We start from the raw sequence: 16358 nt of genomic DNA on the forward strand, positions 1-16358 counted from the left end.
AAGGCTTACAGTTGGTCGCCGGGGTGCATCAAACACACGGCTTTACGATATACTGCGCGGCCTTCGGTCGGTACACCCGGCCCTAATTCGCATAACAAGCCACGCCGGTCGTCCCTGCGTGGCTTGTTGTTTTTTGACGCGCCTGAAGGCGCCCAAGAGAAGAGGCTCGACGATGAGTGCACTGGTTGGCGTGATCATGGGCTCCAAGTCCGATTGGTCCACCCTTAGCCACACCGCCGATATGCTGGAAAAACTCGGCATTCCCTACGAAGTGAAGGTGGTTTCCGCCCACCGCACGCCGGACCTGCTGTTCCAGTACGCCGAAGAGGCCGAAGGCCGTGGCATCGAGGTGATCATCGCCGGTGCCGGTGGCGCTGCCCACCTGCCAGGCATGTGCGCCGCCAAGACCCACCTGCCGGTGCTGGGTGTGCCGGTGCAGTCGGCCATGCTCTCGGGCGTCGATTCGCTGCTGTCGATCGTGCAGATGCCGGCTGGCATCCCGGTTGCCACCCTGGCCATCGGCAAGGCCGGCGCGATCAACGCCGCGCTGCTCTCGGCGAGCATCCTGGGCGCCAAGCACCCGCAGTTCCATACCGTTCTGAAACAGTTCCGCGCTGAGCAGACAGACAACGTTCTGGACAATCCAGACCCGCGCCAGGCCTGAGGTCACACGCATGAAAATCGGTGTAATCGGTGGCGGCCAACTGGGCCGCATGCTGGCCCTGGCGGGTACCCCGCTGGGCATGAACTTCGCTTTCCTCGACCCGGCCCCTGACGCCTGTGCGGCCGCTCTGGGCGAGCACCTGCGTGCCGACTACGGCGACCAGGATCACCTGCGCCAGCTGGCCGACGAAGTCGACCTGGTGACCTTCGAATTCGAAAGCGTGCCAGCCGAGACGGTGGCCTTCCTGTCGCAGTTCGTGCCGGTGTATCCGAGCGCCGAAGCGCTGCGCATCGCCCGCGACCGGCTGTTCGAGAAGAGCATGTTCCGTGACCTGGGCATCCCGACCCCGGCCTTCGCCGACATCCAGTCGCAAGCCGACCTGGAGGCCGCCGTCGCCAGCATCGGCCTGCCGGCCGTGCTCAAGACCCGTACCCTGGGTTATGACGGCAAGGGCCAGAAGGTGCTCCGCACCGAAGCCGATGTTGTCGACACGTTCGCCGAACTTGGTAGCGTGCCCTGCCTGCTGGAGGGCTTCGTGCCGTTCACCGGCGAGGTGTCGCTGATTGCCGTTCGCGGCCGCGATGGCGAGACACGCTTCTACCCGCTGGTGCACAACACCCACGACAGCGGCATCCTGCGCCTGTCGGTGGCCAGCGAAGACCACCTGCTGCAGAGCCTGGCCGAAGACTACGCGAGCCGCGTGCTCGAGCAGCTCGACTATGTCGGCGTGCTGGCGTTCGAGTTCTTCGAGGTCGACGGTGGCCTGAAGGCCAACGAGATCGCGCCGCGTGTGCACAACTCCGGGCACTGGACCATCGAAGGTGCCGAGTGCAGCCAGTTCGAGAACCACCTGCGCGCCGTGGCCGGCCTGCCGCTGGGCTCGACCGCCAAGGTCGGCGAAAGCGCCATGCTCAACTTCATCGGCGAAGTGCCGGCGGTGGCTGCGGTCGTGGCTATCGACGACTGTCACCTGCATCACTACGGCAAGGCCTTCAAGGCCGGGCGCAAGGTCGGTCACGCCACCCTGCGCTGCGCCGACATGACCACGCTGGAGCAGAAGATCCAGCAGGTCGAAGCGCTCATCGCAGGCTGAGCGGAACCATTCCCGCCGCGCATCCCTCTGATGGCAGGATGCCAAAGCGCTGACTAGGCTTTGGCTCGTGCACTCAATTCAGAGGGAATGCCATGGGTATCATCGGAACCATCTTCATCGGCCTGATCGTCGGCTTGCTGGCACGTTTTCTGAAGCCGGGCGACGACAGCATGGGCTGGATCATGACCATTCTGCTGGGTATCGCCGGCTCTCTGGCGGCGACCTACGGTGGCCAGGCGCTGGGGATCTACCATGCGGGCGAGGGTGCTGGCTTCCTCGGTGCACTGGTGGGTGCAATCATCCTGCTGGTGATCTACGGCATGATCAAAAAGCGCTGACAGGGCGCTAGAATGCTCGGCAACTTTCCGTCAGTTGCCGAGCTTTTTTTCATGCGCCGAGTCGTACTGCTTACCCTGTTGCTGTGTAGTGGCCTGGCCCGCGCCGAGCTGCCCGAGACCGACTGGCTGGAGCTGATGCCCAAGTCGGACCAGAAGGCGCTGGAGCAGATGCCCGAGATCGACCACAACTCCCCCGAGGCGATGGGTACCTTTACCGAGAAGGGTGGCCTGAAGCAGAGCAAGGGCCTGCCGGCGGTGATGTATTCGAGCAAGACGGTGGCTGCCATGAACGGCAGGCAGATCCGTCTGGGCGGGTACCCGGTGCCGCTGGAAACCGACGCCAAGGGCAACAGCACGCTGTTCTTCCTTGTGCCCTATCCGGGCGCCTGCATCCATGTACCGCCACCGCCGCCCAACCAGCTGGTGCTGGTGCGTTATCCCCATGGCCTGAAGCTGGACGATATCTACACGCCGCTGTGGGTCAGCGGCACGCTGAAGGTGGAGAAGGTCAGCAATGACCTGGCCGATGCGGCGTATGCGCTGGATGCGGGGAAGGTGAGGGTGGTGGAGGACTCCGACCTGTAACCGCGTCGTCTGCATCGCGGGTCAAGCCCGCTCCCACAGGTACAGTGCTGCCCTCATGATCAGTGCAATGCCCGGTGGGAGCGGGCTTGACCCGCGATAGCGGTCTAGAGCGGTTCGCTGCCGATACTGACACTCAGCGAATGGGTCGCCCCGGGCGCAAGTTCCACCACGTCATCCCACACGTTCGCCGTCTCGATGCACAGCATCCGCTGCCAGCCGTCATCGGCCATGTCCGTGAGCTGCGCGGCGCGGTCCACCCATGGGTTCCAGATCACCGCCGAACGCGAACCCTGGGTACGCAGGGTGATACGCCGGTTCCAGCCCGGGTCGACGATGCTCAGACGCTCAGGTGTCTGCAGGTAGATGCGGTCGGTTTCCCCGGCAAACCCCAGGTCGCCCTGCTGGGTGCGTTGCTCCCAGTCTGCCAGCGTCTCGATGTAGGCCAGCCCGTCCACGCCTTCAACTCGCGCGCCACGCACGTCGCTGACTGCAAAGTAGCTGTGCAGCGCCTGGCTGAGGGTGACGCTGCCATTGCCCAGGTTGTGGCTGTCGAGGGTCAGCGCCAGTTCCTCGCCGAGCACGATGCTCAGTTTCAGTTCCACCGTGTGCGGCCAGCCGGGCAGCTCTCCCAACGCCTGGGGCAGCGTGAAGTCCACGCGTACCGAATCCGCACTGCTGTCGATACCCAGCAACTGCCAGTCACGCCCGCGCACCAGCCCGTGGGCCGGGGCCTCGGCGCCGTGGAACATGGCCTGTACGGCCGCTGGGTTGCGTTGCAGGTTGCCGAACCAGGGCCAGCACACCGGGGCACCGGCGCGCACCGATTTGCCCTGCCTGAAGATCGCCTGATCGCTGAGCCACAGCAGCGGCGGCTCGCCCACGCGCTGGTAACTGAGCACCTGTGCGCCCTGCTGGGCAATCAGCAGCTCGGCGCGAGGCGTGGTGATACGCCAGCAGGCAAGCTCGCCATGCTGTTCGACTTCTACCTTGGATGTGGACATGCGTTGCTCTCGAAGGGTGGCCTACGAGGTCTTGGACCTCGCGCAGACCCTCGAGTTTAGCGCGCCCCAGGCTCAGCGACGAGGCGGCACCGAGCGGGTGCGGCCGCTGCCGTCGATGGCGACGAACACGAACACCGCCTCGGTGACCTTGCGCCATTCACTGCTCAGCGGGTCGTCGCTCCACACCTCGACCATCATCTGGATCGAGCTGCGGCCGATTTCCAGGGTCTGGGTATAGAAGGACAGTTGCGCGCCCACCGCCACCGGCACCAGAAAGGCCATGCGGTCGATCGCCACGGTGGCGACGCGCCCGCCTGCGACTCGGCTGGCCATGGCCGTGCCGGCCAGGTCCATCTGGGCGACCAGCCAGCCGCCGAAGATATCGCCGAAACCGTTGGTTTCACGGGGCAATGCGGTGATCTGCAAGGCCAGGTCGCCTTGCGGAATAGGATCTTCTTGTTCGAGTTCAATCATGCCGGGGGTGCCTCTGACCCGTAACGCTTCGTTGGTTTGCGCTGGTGCGGACGCCGCGAAAAACGATTCAGCACGAACATACTACGCTGCTTCGCTCTGCCGTGCGGCGAAGGGAGACTCTGCGAAACCGACTAAGCATACCTAGCGGCGTTTTCGCACAACATCCCACACAAGGCGTAACCGTTTGATACGAGCGGCCAGTATATAGAGCCGCGCGTGGGGCGACGACCATGCGGTCATGATTATCTGCCCCGATTATGTCGATCCATGTGCTTTTTCGAACAATTTGCTATCGTTCGACCTCCTGACAGGCCGGGGCCAGCGCTGCCGCGGCCTGATTTGCCAATAAGAGACGCTTCGATGACCTCCGTGCCCCCCTCCATAGAGCAGCCCTCGCGGCCGCTCACCCGCAGTGACTACAAGACCCTGTCGCTCTCCGCCCTGGGCGGGGCGCTGGAGTTCTACGACTTCATCATCTTCGTGTTCTTCGCCGCGGTGGTGGGCAAGCTGTTCTTTCCGGTCGACATGCCCGAGTGGCTGCGCCTGATGCAGACCTTCGGCATCTTCGCTGCCGGCTACCTGGCGCGCCCGCTGGGCGGCATCGTGATGGCCCACTTCGGCGACCTGCTGGGGCGCAAGAAGATGTTCACCCTGAGCATCTTCATGATGGCCGTGCCGACCCTGATCATGGGCCTGCTGCCCACCTACGCGCAGATCGGCATGTGGGCACCGATCCTGTTGTTGCTGATGCGCGTGATCCAGGGCGCCGCCATTGGCGGTGAAGTGCCGGGTGCCTGGGTGTTCGTGTCCGAACACGTGCCGGCGCGCAACATCGGCTACGCCTGCGGCACCCTGACGGCGGGCCTCACCTCGGGCATCCTGCTCGGCTCGCTGGTCGCGACCCTGATCAACACCGTGTACACCCCCGAGCAACTGAGCGACTACGCCTGGCGGATCCCGTTCCTGCTCGGCGGCGTGTTCGGCCTGTTTTCGGTGTACCTGCGCCGCTGGCTGCACGAAACCCCGGTGTTCGCCGAGATGCAGCAGCGCAAGGCATTGGCCGAGGAAGTGCCGCTGCGCGCGGTGCTGCGTGACCACCGTGGCGCCATCGTACTGTCGATGCTGCTGACCTGGCTGCTGTCGGCCGGCATCATCGTGGTCATCCTGATGACCCCGACCGTGCTGCAGACTCTCTACGGCATCAGCGCCACCGAGGCCCTCAAGGCCAACAGCCTGGCCATCGTGCTGCTGAGCATCGGCTGCATCGTGGCCGGGCGCCTGGCCGACCGCTTCGGCGCCGGGCGCGTGTTCATCGTCGGCAGCCTGGCGCTGCTGGCCAGCTCCTGGAGCTTCTACCACAACCTGGCGGCGCACCCTGAGTGGCTGTACCCGATGTACGCCGTTACCGGGCTGTGCGTGGGCATCGTCGGTGCGGTGCCTTACGTGATGGTGCGCGCCTTCCCGCCGGTGGTGCGTTTCAGCGGCCTGTCGTTTTCCTACAACCTGGCCTACGCGATCTTCGGTGGCCTGACCCCGATCATGGTCACCTCGCTGATGAAGTTCAGCCCGCTCGGCCCGGCCTACTATGTCGCCGGCATCTGCACCCTGGGCCTGCTGGTAGGCATCTACCTGCTGCTCACCAAGCGCTGAAACCCCGCCCCGCGTCCGCTATAAAGGCCATCCCTCGAACGAGGTGATGGCCTTTCATCTAATTGTCACATTCAGTTCATAGAGTAGTCATACGGCCTGCAGATACTTGGGCCCGATCCATCTACCCCCAATTCCTGCTAGGAGTAAGGCATGAAACTGAAGCGTTTGATGGCGGCCCTGACCTTTGCCGCCGCTGGCGTTGCGACTGCCAACGCAGTTGCCGCTGTTGATCCTGCTATTCCGACCTACGTCAAAACCACCGGCGTATCGGGCAACCTCTCCAGCGTCGGTTCCGATACCCTGGCCAACCTGATGACCCTGTGGGCCGAGGCCTACAAGAAGGAATACCCGAACGTAAACATCCAGATCCAGGCCGCCGGCTCCTCCACCGCGCCACCCGCGCTGACCGAAGGCACCGCCAACCTGGGCCCGATGAGCCGCAAGATGAAAGACGTCGAGCTGCAGGCGTTCGAACAGAAGTACGGCTACAAGCCGACCGCCATCCCGGTCGCCGTCGACGCCCTGGCCGTGTTCGTGCACAAGGACAACCCGATCAAGGGCCTGACCATGGCTCAGGTCGACGCCATCTTCTCCTCCACCCGCCTGTGCGGTGCCAAGGCCGACGTGAAAACCTGGGGCGACCTGGGCGTGACCGGCGACCTGGCCAACAAGCCGGTCCAGCTGTTCGGTCGCAACTCGGTATCCGGCACCTACGGCTACTTCAAGGAAGAAGCCCTGTGCAAAGGCGACTTCAAGCCTAACGTCAACGAACAACCTGGCTCGGCGTCCGTCGTGCAGTCGATCAGCAGCTCGCTGAACGGTATCGGTTACTCGGGCATCGGCTACAAGACCGCCAGCGTGAAAACCGTGGCCCTGGCCAAGAAGGAAGGCGGCGCGTTCGTCGAAGACAACGAAGCCAACGCCCTCAACGGTACCTACCCGCTGTCGCGTTTCCTCTACGTCTACGTCAACAAGGCCCCGAACAAGCCTCTGGCCCCGCTGGAAGCCGAGTTCGTCAAGCTGGTGCTGTCGCAGGCCGGTCAACAGGTCGTGGTGAAAGACGGTTACATCCCGCTGCCCGCCAAAGTGGCCGAGAAAGCGCTGGCCGACCTGGGCCTGAACCACGCCGCCAAAGGCGTCGCTGCAAACTGAGTGTGAACGGGCGCGCCCTGCATCTGTGCGGGCCGCGCTGCAAATTGCGAGTCCGCTGCCAGGCATGCCTGAGCGGCGGGCTTTTTTGCGTCACTGCATTGTCATGTTTTTGTCATACGGGACCGCTAGGGTGAGCGCATGAATGATCTGGCCAACTCCACCATGACCCAAAATTCTCCCCCCGTGCGGATTGATTTCAATACGCCCGAGCTGCAACGCAAGCGTCGCCTGCGTGCATTCAAGGACCGCCTGACCCGCTGGTATGTACTGGTGGGCGGGCTCGCCGTGCTGGCGGCGATCACCTTGATCTTCTTCTACCTGGCCTACGTGGTGGTGCCGCTGTTTCAAGGCGCCGAACTGACCACCAAGAAGGCCATGACCCCGGCCTGGCTGACCCAGGACGCCGGCAAGCCGCTGATGATCGCGCTCGAAGAGCAGAACCTGGTCGGCATGCGCGTCTCGGACAAGGGGCAGGCGCTGTTCTTCGACACCAAGACCGGTGCCGAGCTCAAGCGTGTCGACCTGCCGGTACCGGCCGGCACCCAGGTGACCTCGATCGGCGCCGACCAGCCGGGCAACCCGCTGGTGGTGCTGGGCCTGTCCAACGGCCAGGCACTGGTGTTCAGCCACAGCTACAAGATCACCTACCCGGACAACCACAAGACCATCACCCCGGCCATCGACTACCCCTATGGCCAGCAACCGTTCGCCCTCGGCGATTCGGGCCGTGCGCTGGAGCACGTGAGCCTGAACGTCAATGGCGACACCCTGGTGGTGGCCGGCTCCAGCGGTGCGCAGTTGCAGGTACTGCAACTGAGCCGCGAAGAAAACATGATGACCGGCGAAGTCACCAGCGAGCAGAACCACATCGAACTGCCGCAGATGACCGAGGCGGTCAAGGCGATCTTCATCGACCCGCGCCAGCAGTGGTTGTACGTGATCAACGGGCGGGCCCAGGCCGATGTGTTCAGCCTGCGCGACAAGAGCCTCAACGGTCGTTACAAGCTGCTCGACGACGCCGATGCCGAAGTCACCGCCAGCGCCCAGCTGGTGGGCGGCATCTCGCTGATCATCGGTGACTCCAAGGGTGGCCTGGCCCAGTGGTTCATGGCCCGCGACCCGGACGGCGAGCAGCGCTTCAAGCAGATTCGTACCTTCCAGATGGGCAAGGCGCCGATCGTGCAGATCGATGCCGAAGAGCGCCGCAAGGGCTTCGTGGCACTGGATGCCAGCGGCAAGCTCGGCGTGTTCCACAGCACCGCGCACCGCACCCTGCTGGTGGAGCCGATGGCCGAAGGCGCCGGCGTGCTGGCACTGTCGCCACGGGCCAACCGCCTGTTCGTCGAAGAGGGCGGCAAGCTGATCCCGGCCAGCCTGCGCAACCCGCACCCGGAAGTGTCCTGGAGTGCGCTGTGGAGCAAGGTCTGGTACGAGAACTACGACGAGCCCAAGTACGTCTGGCAGTCCACCGCGTCGAACACCGACTTCGAGCCCAAGCTGAGCCTGTCGCCACTGACCTTCGGTACGCTCAAGGCCGCGTTCTACGCGATGATCCTGGCCGCACCGCTGGCGATTGCCGCAGCGATCTACACCGCCTACTTCATGGCCCCGGGCATGCGCCGCAAGGTCAAGCCGGTGATCGAGCTGATGGAGGCGATGCCCACGGTGATCCTCGGCTTCTTCGCCGGGCTGTTCCTGGCGCCGTACCTGGAAGGGCATCTGCCCGGTGTGTTCAGCCTGTTCGTGGTGATGCCGTTCGGCATCCTGCTGGCCGGCTTCATCTGGAGCCGCCTGCCGGAGTCGATCCGCCTGCGTGTGCCGGATGGCTGGGAAGCGGCGATCCTGATCCCGGTGATCCTGTTCACCGGCTGGGGCGCGCTGACCCTGAGCCCGTTCCTCGAAACCTGGTTCTTCGGCGGCGACATGCGCCTGTGGATCACCAATGACCTGGGCATCACCTACGACCAGCGCAACGCCCTGGTGGTCGGTATCGCCATGGGCTTTGCGGTCATCCCGAACATCTACTCGATTGCCGAGGACGCCGTGTTCAGCGTGCCGCGCAGCCTGACCCTGGGCTCGTTGGCACTCGGCGCCACGCCGTGGCAGACCCTGACCCGCGTGGTCATCCTGACCGCCAGCCCGGGCATCTTCTCGGCGCTGATGATCGGCATGGGCCGCGCGGTGGGTGAAACCATGATCGTGCTGATGGCCACGGGCAACACCCCGGTCATGGAAATGAACCTGTTCGAAGGTATGCGCACCCTGGCGGCCAACGTCGCGGTGGAGATGCCCGAATCGGAAGTCGGTGGCAGCCACTACCGCGTGCTGTTCCTCGCCGCGCTGGTGCTGCTGATGTTCACCTTCGTGATGAACACCTTGGCCGAGCTGATTCGCCAGCGTCTGCGCAAGAAATACTCGTCGCTTTGATAGAAAGGTAGAGATCCGTGAAAAAGGATTCCCTCAAGAGCTGGTTCAAGAGCGGCGCCCCCGGCGTCTGGATAAGCGGTGGCGCGGTGTCCATCGCGGTGATCATGACCATCGGTCTGCTCTCCGTGATCGCCGTGCGCGGCCTGGCGCACTTCTGGCCGGCCGACCTGATTCAGGCCAGCTACAACGTGCCGGGCCAGCCCAACCACATCGTCATCGGCGAAGTGGTGCAGAAGGAAGAGGTGCCGCTGGCACGCCTCAAGGGGGCCGGCCTGCCGGTACCCGACAACGGCCCGGAGTTCATGACCCGCGAGCTGATCAAGGTCGGCAACCGCGACCTCAACGGCAGTGACTTCACCTGGGTGGTCGGCGACTGGCTGGTGGACCAGCAGAAGCCGGTCGACCTGATCGCCCTGGAGCGCCGCGAGTGGGGCAACTTCTACGGCTACCTGGTCAGCGTCAAGGAAAACGGCAAGGTGGTTGCCGAAGGGCAGGCCGCCTGGAACGAGCTGCAGGCACGCCTCAAGCGTGCTGCCGGCCTGGCCGGCGAGCTGCAGAAGCTCGAGAAGAAGGACATCGGTGCGATCAACCATGGCCTTGAGCGCCTGCGCCTGCAAGCCCGCAAGCTGGAACTGCAAGGCAAGCTGACCCCTGTAGCGCAGGCCGACATGGATGCCGAGCGCGCCGAGCTGAACAACCGCTACAAGGCCATCGAGGACCGCCTGGGCAAGCTGCACCAGGACTTCAGCCGCGACAGCCTGGTGGCCCGTGACGGCAATGGCCGCGAAGTCGAGATCAACCTCGACAAGGTGGTGCACGCCTACCAGCCCAACGCCATGAACAACTTCACCAAGCTGGGCACCTACTTCGCCAAGGTGTGGGAGTTCCTCAGCGACGACCCGCGTGAAGCCAACACCGAGGGCGGGATCTTCCCGGCGATCTTCGGCACCGTGATGATGACCCTGATCATGGCCGTGATCGTCACCCCGTTCGGCGTGCTGGCGGCGGTGTACCTGCGTGAATATGCCCGCCAGGGCCCGGTGACCCGGCTGATCCGCATCGCGGTGAACAACCTGGCCGGCGTGCCGGCGATCGTCTACGGCGTGTTCGGCCTGGGCTTCTTCGTGTACGTGCTGGGCGGCTCGCTCGACCACCTGTTCTTCCCCGAAGCACTGCCGGCGCCGACCCTGGGTACCCCGGGCCTGCTGTGGGCCTCGCTGACCCTGGCGCTGCTGGCGGTACCGGTGGTGATCGTGGCCACCGAAGAAGGCCTGGCGCGGATCCCGCGGACCGTGCGCGAGGGCTCGCTGGCCCTGGGTGCGACCAAGGCCGAGACGCTGTGGAAGATCGTGCTGCCGATGGCCAGCCCGGCGATGATGACCGGCATGATCCTGGCCGTGGCCCGTGCCGCGGGCGAGGTGGCGCCGCTGATGCTGGTGGGTGTGGTGAAACTGGCGCCGTCGCTGCCGGTGGACGGCAACTACCCGTACCTGCACCTGGACCAGAAGATCATGCACCTGGGCTTCCACATCTACGACGTCGGCTTCCAGAGCCCCAACGTCGAGGCCGCACGGCCGCTGGTGTACGCCACCGCGCTGCTGCTGGTGATGGTGATCGCCACGCTCAACCTCTCGGCGGTATGGATACGCAACCACCTGCGCGAGAAGTACAAGGCGCTGGATAGCTAATACCCCTTATTGCAAGCGCCGCCCGTGTGTTGTGCCGGGCGGTACGATGAAACGAAATTGATAGCGTATGGAGTCTTACCATGCAGCATGAATCCCACACCCACGGCATCGACATGTCCGCCCTGGGTCGCACCAAGCAGAGCCTGCAGCTGGCCGACGAGACCGTGGCCATCGAAGTGCCGGGCCTGAGCCTGTTCTACGGCGAGAAGCAGGCGCTGTTCGATGTCAGCCTGAACATTCCCAAGCAGCGCGTGACCGCCTTCATCGGCCCCTCGGGCTGCGGCAAGTCGACCCTGCTGCGCACCTTCAACCGCATGAACGACCTGGTCGACGGCTGCCGGGTGGAAGGCGCGATCAACCTCGACGGCAACAACATCTACCGCAAGGGCGAGGACGTGGCCGAGCTGCGCCGCCGCGTGGGCATGGTGTTCCAGAAGCCCAACCCGTTCCCCAAGACCATCTACGAAAACGTGGTGTACGGCCTGCGCATCCAGGGCATCAACAAGAAGCGTGTACTGGATGAAGCCGTGGAGTGGGCACTCAAGGGCGCCGCACTGTGGGAGGAGGTCAAGGACCGCCTGCACGACTCGGCCCTGGGCCTGTCCGGCGGCCAGCAGCAGCGCCTGGTGATCGCCCGTACCATCGCGGTGGAGCCAGAGGTGCTGTTGCTCGACGAACCGTGCTCGGCGCTGGACCCGATTTCCACGCTCAAGGTCGAAGAGCTGATCTACGAACTCAAGTCCAAGTACACCATCGTCATCGTGACCCACAACATGCAGCAGGCCGCGCGGGTTTCGGACTACACCGCGTTCATGTACATGGGCAAGCTGGTGGAATACGGTGACACCGACACCCTGTTCACCAACCCGGCGAAGAAGCAGACCGAAGACTACATCACCGGTCGGTATGGCTAGGATTCAACGATTGAACGCCGCCTGACAGCACTTACCGGACGCGCCAAGGATTTCTCATGATCGACAAAGACAGCCTTACCCATCACATCTCCCAGCAGTTCAACGCCGAACTTGAAGAGGTTCGCAGCCATCTTCTGGCAATGGGCGGCCTGGTCGAGAAACAGGTCAACGACGCCGTCACCGCGCTGATCGAGGCCGATTCGGGCCTGGCCCAGCAGGTGCGCGAAGTCGATGAGCAGATCAACCAGATGGAACGCAACATCGACGAGGAGTGCGTGCGCATCCTGGCCCGGCGCCAGCCGGCGGCGTCGGACCTGCGCCTGATCATCAGCATCTCCAAGTCGGTGATCGACCTGGAGCGCATCGGCGACGAATCGACCAAGATCGCCCGCCGCGCCATCCAGTTGTGCGAAGAAGGCGAGTCGCCGCGCGGCTACGTGGAGGTGCGTCACATCGGCGACCAGGTACGCAACATGGTGCGCGACGCGCTCGACGCCTTTGCCCGCTTCGATGCCGAGCTGGCGCTGTCGGTGGCGCAGTACGACAAGACCATCGACCGCGAGTACAAGACCGCCCTGCGCGAGCTGGTGACCTACATGATGGAAGACCCGCGCTCGATCTCGCGGGTACTGAGCGTGATCTGGGCGCTGCGTTCGCTGGAGCGCATCGGCGACCACGCGCGCAACATCGCCGAGCTGGTGATCTACCTGGTGCGCGGTACCGACGTGCGTCACCTGGGCCTGAAGCGAATGAAGGAAGAAGTCGAGGGCAACGGCAACGGCGAAAAAGCTAATGTTCCGGGCAAACCTGACGATAAATAGGACTGCCCCGAGAATGAACGCCCGGCCTTGGCCGGGCGTTTTCGTTTGCGGCAGCGCAACAGCACGCACCCGCGAATGATTTGACGGAGCCCCGGCATGAGCGAAGTCTTGGCAAATGGCCATCAGTCAACGTTATGCTAGCCGGGTCTTGAAGGAGTGGCGATGAGTAAAGTCAGTGTTCTGGTCGTGGATGACGCGCCGTTTATCCGTGACCTGGTGAAAAAGTGTCTGCGCAATTACTTCCCCGGCATGGTCATCGAGGACGCGGTCAACGGTCGCAAGGCCCAGGTGCTGCTGGAGCGCGAGCGTTTCGACCTGGTGCTGTGCGACTGGGAGATGCCCGAGATGTCGGGCCTGGAGCTGCTGACCTGGTGCCGCCAGCACGAAGCGCTCAAGGCCATGCCGTTCATCATGGTGACCAGCCGTGGCGACAAGGAAAACGTGGTGCAGGCGATCCAGGCCGGTGTGTCGGACTTTGTCGGCAAGCCGTTCACCAACGAGCAGTTGCTGACCAAGGTGAAGAAGGCGCTGACCAAGCTGGGCAAGCTCGATACCCTGATGGCCAGTGCGCCCACCCGCGCCACCTCCGCGTTTGCCAATGACTCGCTGTCGGCCCTGACCGGCGGCAAGGCCGAGACCGTGCGCCCGGCCGCCCCAGCCGCGGCCCCGGTGGCGGCGGCCAAGCCACTGATCAATGCGCCGCAACCGGGCGCGGCCAAGGCGGCGCCGGCGGGCCGCGGACAGGGCCAGCTGCGCCTGTCCAGCGGCAACCAGGCCTGCGTGATCAAGGCCCTGAGCCTGAAGGAAGCCTTGCTGGTGGTACGCCGTGGCGAAGTGCTGCCGCAGATCCTGGAAGGCGCGGTGCTGGACCTGGAGCAGGGCGACAATGCCGAGATCGCGCGGCTCAACGGGTACCTGCATGCGGTGGTGGCGGTGGAATCCAAGCCGGACAGCGACTGGCTGCAGCTGACCTTCCGCTTTGTCGATCAGGATGCGCAGAAGCTCGACTACCTGTCGCGGCTGATTGCCCGCGGTACGGCGCTCAAGCACTTCGTGCCGGGGGCCTGACAGGCCCTTTGCTGCTCGCGGCCTCTTCGCCGGCAAGGCCGGCTCCTACAGCCTTAGGAGCCGGCCTTGCCGGCGAAGGACACACCACTGATCGCCTGCCATACCCCGCATCACTCCCCGCAACACGCCCTCCATATTCCCCTGCTAGGCTTGCTCACAGCTAACCTGTCAGATGGCCACTACCGATGCCGCCACACCTGCTGCTGTTCTGCGCCCTGTTGCTGGCTGCCGGCCCGAGCTGGGCCATGACCATCTACAAGAACACCGACGCCGACGGCGTGGTGTCCTATTCCGATCGCCCCAGCCCCGGCGCTCGCGCACTGGTGTTCCGTGATCGCATGGTCGAGCAGCTGGGCCAGCAGGTGCAGTTGCAGGTCAGCAAGTACGCCGACGGCGTGCGTTTCAGTGCCCGCAACGAGCTGCACGCCCCGGTCGAAGTGGAACTGCGCCTGGAGCGCCTGGGCAACGTGCAGAACCTGGCGCCGCGCATCGTCCGGCGGGTGGTACCGGCCCGTTCCACGCTGCTGCTCACTGCCCTCGGTGCGCGCAAGCCCGGTACCCCGGTCAGCTACCGCGAGCAGTTCAACTACACGTTGGGCAACCCCGCCCAGCGCACCCAGGCCTATCGCTACCCGTTCCCCTGGCGCGGCGGCCCGTTCCGCCTCTCCCAGGGCCCCAATGGCACCTACAGCCACTTCGGCCCCAAGGGCCGCTATGCCATGGACATCGCCATGCCCGAAGGCACGCCGATCATCGCGGCGCGGGCAGGGGTGGTGATAAAGACGGAAAACACCCAGAGCGGGCGCGGTACCAACCCGGCAGGCAATTTCGTGCGGATTCTGCATGCCGACGGCACCATGGGCGTGTACCTGCACCTGATGCGCGGGTCGGTGGTGGTCAGCGAAGGCCAGCGGGTGGCCTATGGCACGCCGCTGGCAAGGTCCGGCAACACCGGCAACAGCAGCGGGCCGCACCTGCATTTCGTGGTGCAGCGCAACGTGGGGCTGGCGCTGGAGTCGATCCCGTACCAGTTCAACCAGCCCATCGGCGGGCTGCCGAGCTTTACCGCCGGCAACCCGTAAGGCGCGTCAATCGAGCTTGAGCACCTTGGCCAGCACGATCTTGGGCCCTTTCATCTTCTTGATGATGATGCGCAGGCCGTCGACCTCCAGCACCTCTTCTTCTTCCGGTACGCGCTTGAGCGTCTCGTAGACCAGGCCAGCAAGGGTTTCGGCCTCGATATGGTCCAGGTCCACGCCCAGCAGGCGCTCGACCTTGAACAGCGGGGTGTCGCCGCGCACCAGCAGCTTGCCGGGCTGGTAGGCGAGGATACCGCGCTCGGTCTTGCGGTGTTCGTCCTGGATGTCGCCCACCAGCACTTCGAGCACGTCTTCCATGGTCAGGTAGCCGATCACCTTGCCATCGGCCTCTTCGACCAGGGCAAAGTGCGCGCCGCCCTTGCGGAACTGCTCCAGCAGCTGCGACAGCGGCATGTGCCGCGATACGCGTTCCAGCGGGCGGGTCAGCTCGGCCAGGTTGAACGACTCGGGCAGGTGGTCCAGCGCGGCCAGTTCCAGCAGCAGGTCCTTGATGTGCAGCAGGCCGACGAATTCGCCGCTTTCGGCGTCGAGCACCGGGTAGCGGCTGAACTTGTGCCGGCGGAACATCGCGAGGATCTCCTTGAGCGGCGCATGGGCGTCGAGGCTGACCATGTCTTCACGGGAATTGGCCCAGTCGACCACCTCCAGTTCGCCCATCTCCACCGCCGAGGCCAGTACGCGCATGCCCTGGTCGCTGGGGTCCTGGCCCCGGCTGGAGTGCAGGATCAGCTTGAGCTCCTCGCGGCTGTAATGGTGCTCGTGGTGCGGGCCGGGCTCGCCCTGGCCGGCGATGCGCAGGATGGCGTTGGCACTGGCGTTGAGCAGGTAGATGGCCGGGTACATCATCCAGTAGAACAGGTACAGCGGTACCGCCGTCCACAGCGACAGCAGTTCGGGCTTGCGAATGGCCCAGGACTTGGGCGCCAGCTCGCCGACCACGATGTGCAGGTAGGAGATCACGAAGAAGGCGCTGAAGAACGATACGCCCTTGATGACTTCGGGCGATTGCACGCCCACCGCCGCCAGCAGCGGCTCGAGCAGGTGCGCGAAGGCCGGCTCGCCGACCCAGCCCAGGCCCAGCGAGGCCAGTGTGATGCCCAGCTGGCAGGCCGACAGGTAGGCGTCCAGCTGGCTGTGTACGGTACGCAGGATATGCCCGCGCCAGCCGTTCTTGCCGGCAATCGCCTCGACCCGGGTCGAGCGCAGCTTGACCATGGCGAACTCGGCCGCAACGAAGAATCCGTTGAGCAGAACCAGCAGCAGAGCAAAAAGAATCATGCCGAAATCGGCGAACAGTGAAGCGAGGGTGATACCAGGGGAAGGGTCCATGATGGAGTTTTACGGGGTCCGTCTTCTGAAATAAGGGAGTGTGGCAATGCCAGC

Annotated in this window: 15 protein-coding genes; 12 read left to right on the forward strand and 3 right to left on the reverse strand. The window is 64.4% G+C overall.

Features of this window, described 5'->3' with window-relative positions:
• Positions 1 to 172 precede the first annotated feature (172 nt).
• The 4 genes from purE (at position 173) to MF6396_RS20455 (ending at position 2680) form a co-directional block, all read left to right on the forward strand.
• The gene (gene purE, locus MF6396_RS20440; RefSeq protein ID WP_054916459.1) at positions 173 to 664 is read left to right on the forward strand and encodes a 5-(carboxyamino)imidazole ribonucleotide mutase; all 492 of its coding nucleotides are present in this window, start codon (positions 173 to 175) and stop codon (positions 662 to 664) included.
• A gap of 10 nt (positions 665 to 674) precedes the next feature.
• Positions 675 to 1757, forward strand: a complete 1083-nt coding sequence (locus tag MF6396_RS20445; RefSeq protein WP_078481438.1) for a 5-(carboxyamino)imidazole ribonucleotide synthase — start codon at positions 675 to 677, stop codon at positions 1755 to 1757.
• Between the two features lie 92 nt (positions 1758 to 1849).
• The gene (locus tag MF6396_RS20450; RefSeq protein ID WP_043861538.1) at positions 1850 to 2095 is read left to right on the forward strand and encodes a GlsB/YeaQ/YmgE family stress response membrane protein; all 246 of its coding nucleotides are present in this window, start codon (positions 1850 to 1852) and stop codon (positions 2093 to 2095) included.
• A 51-nt stretch (positions 2096 to 2146) separates the two neighbouring features.
• The gene (locus MF6396_RS20455; protein ID WP_043861581.1) at positions 2147 to 2680 is read left to right on the forward strand and encodes a DUF3299 domain-containing protein; all 534 of its coding nucleotides are present in this window, start codon (positions 2147 to 2149) and stop codon (positions 2678 to 2680) included.
• 104 nt (positions 2681 to 2784) lie between these two features.
• Here MF6396_RS20455 and MF6396_RS20460 read toward each other — a convergent pair whose 3' ends face one another.
• Together MF6396_RS20460 and MF6396_RS20465 are read right to left on the reverse strand one after the other, a co-directional pair.
• The gene (locus MF6396_RS20460) at positions 2785 to 3681 is read right to left on the reverse strand and encodes a D-hexose-6-phosphate mutarotase (RefSeq protein WP_078481440.1); all 897 of its coding nucleotides are present in this window, start codon (positions 3679 to 3681) and stop codon (positions 2785 to 2787) included.
• A 72-nt stretch (positions 3682 to 3753) separates the two neighbouring features.
• Complete coding sequence (locus MF6396_RS20465) at positions 3754 to 4155, reverse strand: acyl-CoA thioesterase (protein ID WP_009402429.1); 402 nt, start codon at positions 4153 to 4155, stop codon at positions 3754 to 3756.
• A gap of 360 nt (positions 4156 to 4515) precedes the next feature.
• Between MF6396_RS20465 and MF6396_RS20470 the strand changes: the two genes are divergently transcribed.
• From MF6396_RS20470 to MF6396_RS20505, 8 genes are all read left to right on the forward strand, one after another.
• On the forward strand, positions 4516 to 5805 hold the full coding sequence (locus MF6396_RS20470; RefSeq protein ID WP_043861540.1) for an MFS transporter: 1290 nt from the start codon (positions 4516 to 4518) through the stop codon (positions 5803 to 5805).
• 150 nt (positions 5806 to 5955) lie between these two features.
• Complete coding sequence (locus MF6396_RS20475) at positions 5956 to 6957, forward strand: phosphate ABC transporter substrate-binding protein PstS (protein ID WP_043861541.1); 1002 nt, start codon at positions 5956 to 5958, stop codon at positions 6955 to 6957.
• Between the two features lie 138 nt (positions 6958 to 7095).
• On the forward strand, positions 7096 to 9384 hold the full coding sequence (locus MF6396_RS20480) for an ABC transporter permease subunit (RefSeq protein ID WP_043861542.1): 2289 nt from the start codon (positions 7096 to 7098) through the stop codon (positions 9382 to 9384).
• A gap of 17 nt (positions 9385 to 9401) precedes the next feature.
• Positions 9402 to 11072 (forward strand): phosphate ABC transporter permease PstA, encoded by a 1671-nt coding sequence (gene pstA, locus MF6396_RS20485; protein ID WP_078481441.1) that lies wholly within the window; start codon positions 9402 to 9404, stop codon positions 11070 to 11072.
• 80 nt (positions 11073 to 11152) lie between these two features.
• Positions 11153 to 11986 carry a phosphate ABC transporter ATP-binding protein PstB gene (gene pstB, locus MF6396_RS20490; protein WP_043861544.1) on the forward strand — a complete coding sequence of 278 codons (834 nt, stop codon included), beginning with the start codon at positions 11153 to 11155 and terminating at the stop codon, positions 11984 to 11986.
• 56 nt (positions 11987 to 12042) lie between these two features.
• On the forward strand, positions 12043 to 12807 hold the full coding sequence (gene phoU, locus MF6396_RS20495) for a phosphate signaling complex protein PhoU (RefSeq protein WP_043861545.1): 765 nt from the start codon (positions 12043 to 12045) through the stop codon (positions 12805 to 12807).
• Between the two features lie 162 nt (positions 12808 to 12969).
• Positions 12970 to 13875: a response regulator gene (locus MF6396_RS20500; RefSeq protein ID WP_043861546.1), complete on the forward strand. Its 906-nt coding sequence runs from the start codon at positions 12970 to 12972 to the stop codon at positions 13873 to 13875.
• A gap of 185 nt (positions 13876 to 14060) precedes the next feature.
• Positions 14061 to 14957: a peptidoglycan DD-metalloendopeptidase family protein gene (locus MF6396_RS20505; RefSeq protein WP_054916463.1), complete on the forward strand. Its 897-nt coding sequence runs from the start codon at positions 14061 to 14063 to the stop codon at positions 14955 to 14957.
• Between the two features lie 6 nt (positions 14958 to 14963).
• On the opposite strand, the gene MF6396_RS20510 is transcribed toward MF6396_RS20505, so the two are convergent.
• Positions 14964 to 16304, reverse strand: a complete 1341-nt coding sequence (locus MF6396_RS20510; protein WP_043861548.1) for a hemolysin family protein — start codon at positions 16302 to 16304, stop codon at positions 14964 to 14966.
• Positions 16305 to 16358: the final 54 nt, after the last annotated feature.

The sequence above is a fragment of the Pseudomonas sp. MF6396 genome, from assembly GCF_002018915.1.
Taxonomy (GTDB): Bacteria; Pseudomonadota; Gammaproteobacteria; order Pseudomonadales; family Pseudomonadaceae; genus Aquipseudomonas; species Aquipseudomonas palmensis.

Excerpts from the sequence above, each read along its gene's own strand:
- purE (WP_054916459.1), top strand. The coding sequence starts at position 173 with ATGAGTGCACTGGTTGGCGTGATCATGGGCTCCAAGTCCGATTGGTCC.
- MF6396_RS20445 (WP_078481438.1), top strand. The coding sequence starts at position 675 with ATGAAAATCGGTGTAATCGGTGGCGGCCAACTGGGCCGCATGCTGGCC.
- MF6396_RS20450 (WP_043861538.1), top strand. The coding sequence starts at position 1,850 with ATGGGTATCATCGGAACCATCTTCATCGGCCTGATCGTCGGCTTGCTG.
- MF6396_RS20455 (WP_043861581.1), top strand. The coding sequence starts at position 2,147 with ATGCGCCGAGTCGTACTGCTTACCCTGTTGCTGTGTAGTGGCCTGGCC.
- MF6396_RS20460 (WP_078481440.1), bottom strand. The coding sequence starts at position 3,681 with ATGTCCACATCCAAGGTAGAAGTCGAACAGCATGGCGAGCTTGCCTGC.
- MF6396_RS20465 (WP_009402429.1), bottom strand. The coding sequence starts at position 4,155 with ATGATTGAACTCGAACAAGAAGATCCTATTCCGCAAGGCGACCTGGCC.
- MF6396_RS20470 (WP_043861540.1), top strand. The coding sequence starts at position 4,516 with ATGACCTCCGTGCCCCCCTCCATAGAGCAGCCCTCGCGGCCGCTCACC.
- MF6396_RS20475 (WP_043861541.1), top strand. The coding sequence starts at position 5,956 with ATGAAACTGAAGCGTTTGATGGCGGCCCTGACCTTTGCCGCCGCTGGC.
- MF6396_RS20480 (WP_043861542.1), top strand. The coding sequence starts at position 7,096 with ATGAATGATCTGGCCAACTCCACCATGACCCAAAATTCTCCCCCCGTG.
- pstB (WP_043861544.1), top strand. The coding sequence starts at position 11,153 with ATGCAGCATGAATCCCACACCCACGGCATCGACATGTCCGCCCTGGGT.
- phoU (WP_043861545.1), top strand. The coding sequence starts at position 12,043 with ATGATCGACAAAGACAGCCTTACCCATCACATCTCCCAGCAGTTCAAC.
- MF6396_RS20500 (WP_043861546.1), top strand. The coding sequence starts at position 12,970 with ATGAGTAAAGTCAGTGTTCTGGTCGTGGATGACGCGCCGTTTATCCGT.
- MF6396_RS20505 (WP_054916463.1), top strand. The coding sequence starts at position 14,061 with ATGCCGCCACACCTGCTGCTGTTCTGCGCCCTGTTGCTGGCTGCCGGC.
- MF6396_RS20510 (WP_043861548.1), bottom strand. The coding sequence starts at position 16,304 with ATGGACCCTTCCCCTGGTATCACCCTCGCTTCACTGTTCGCCGATTTC.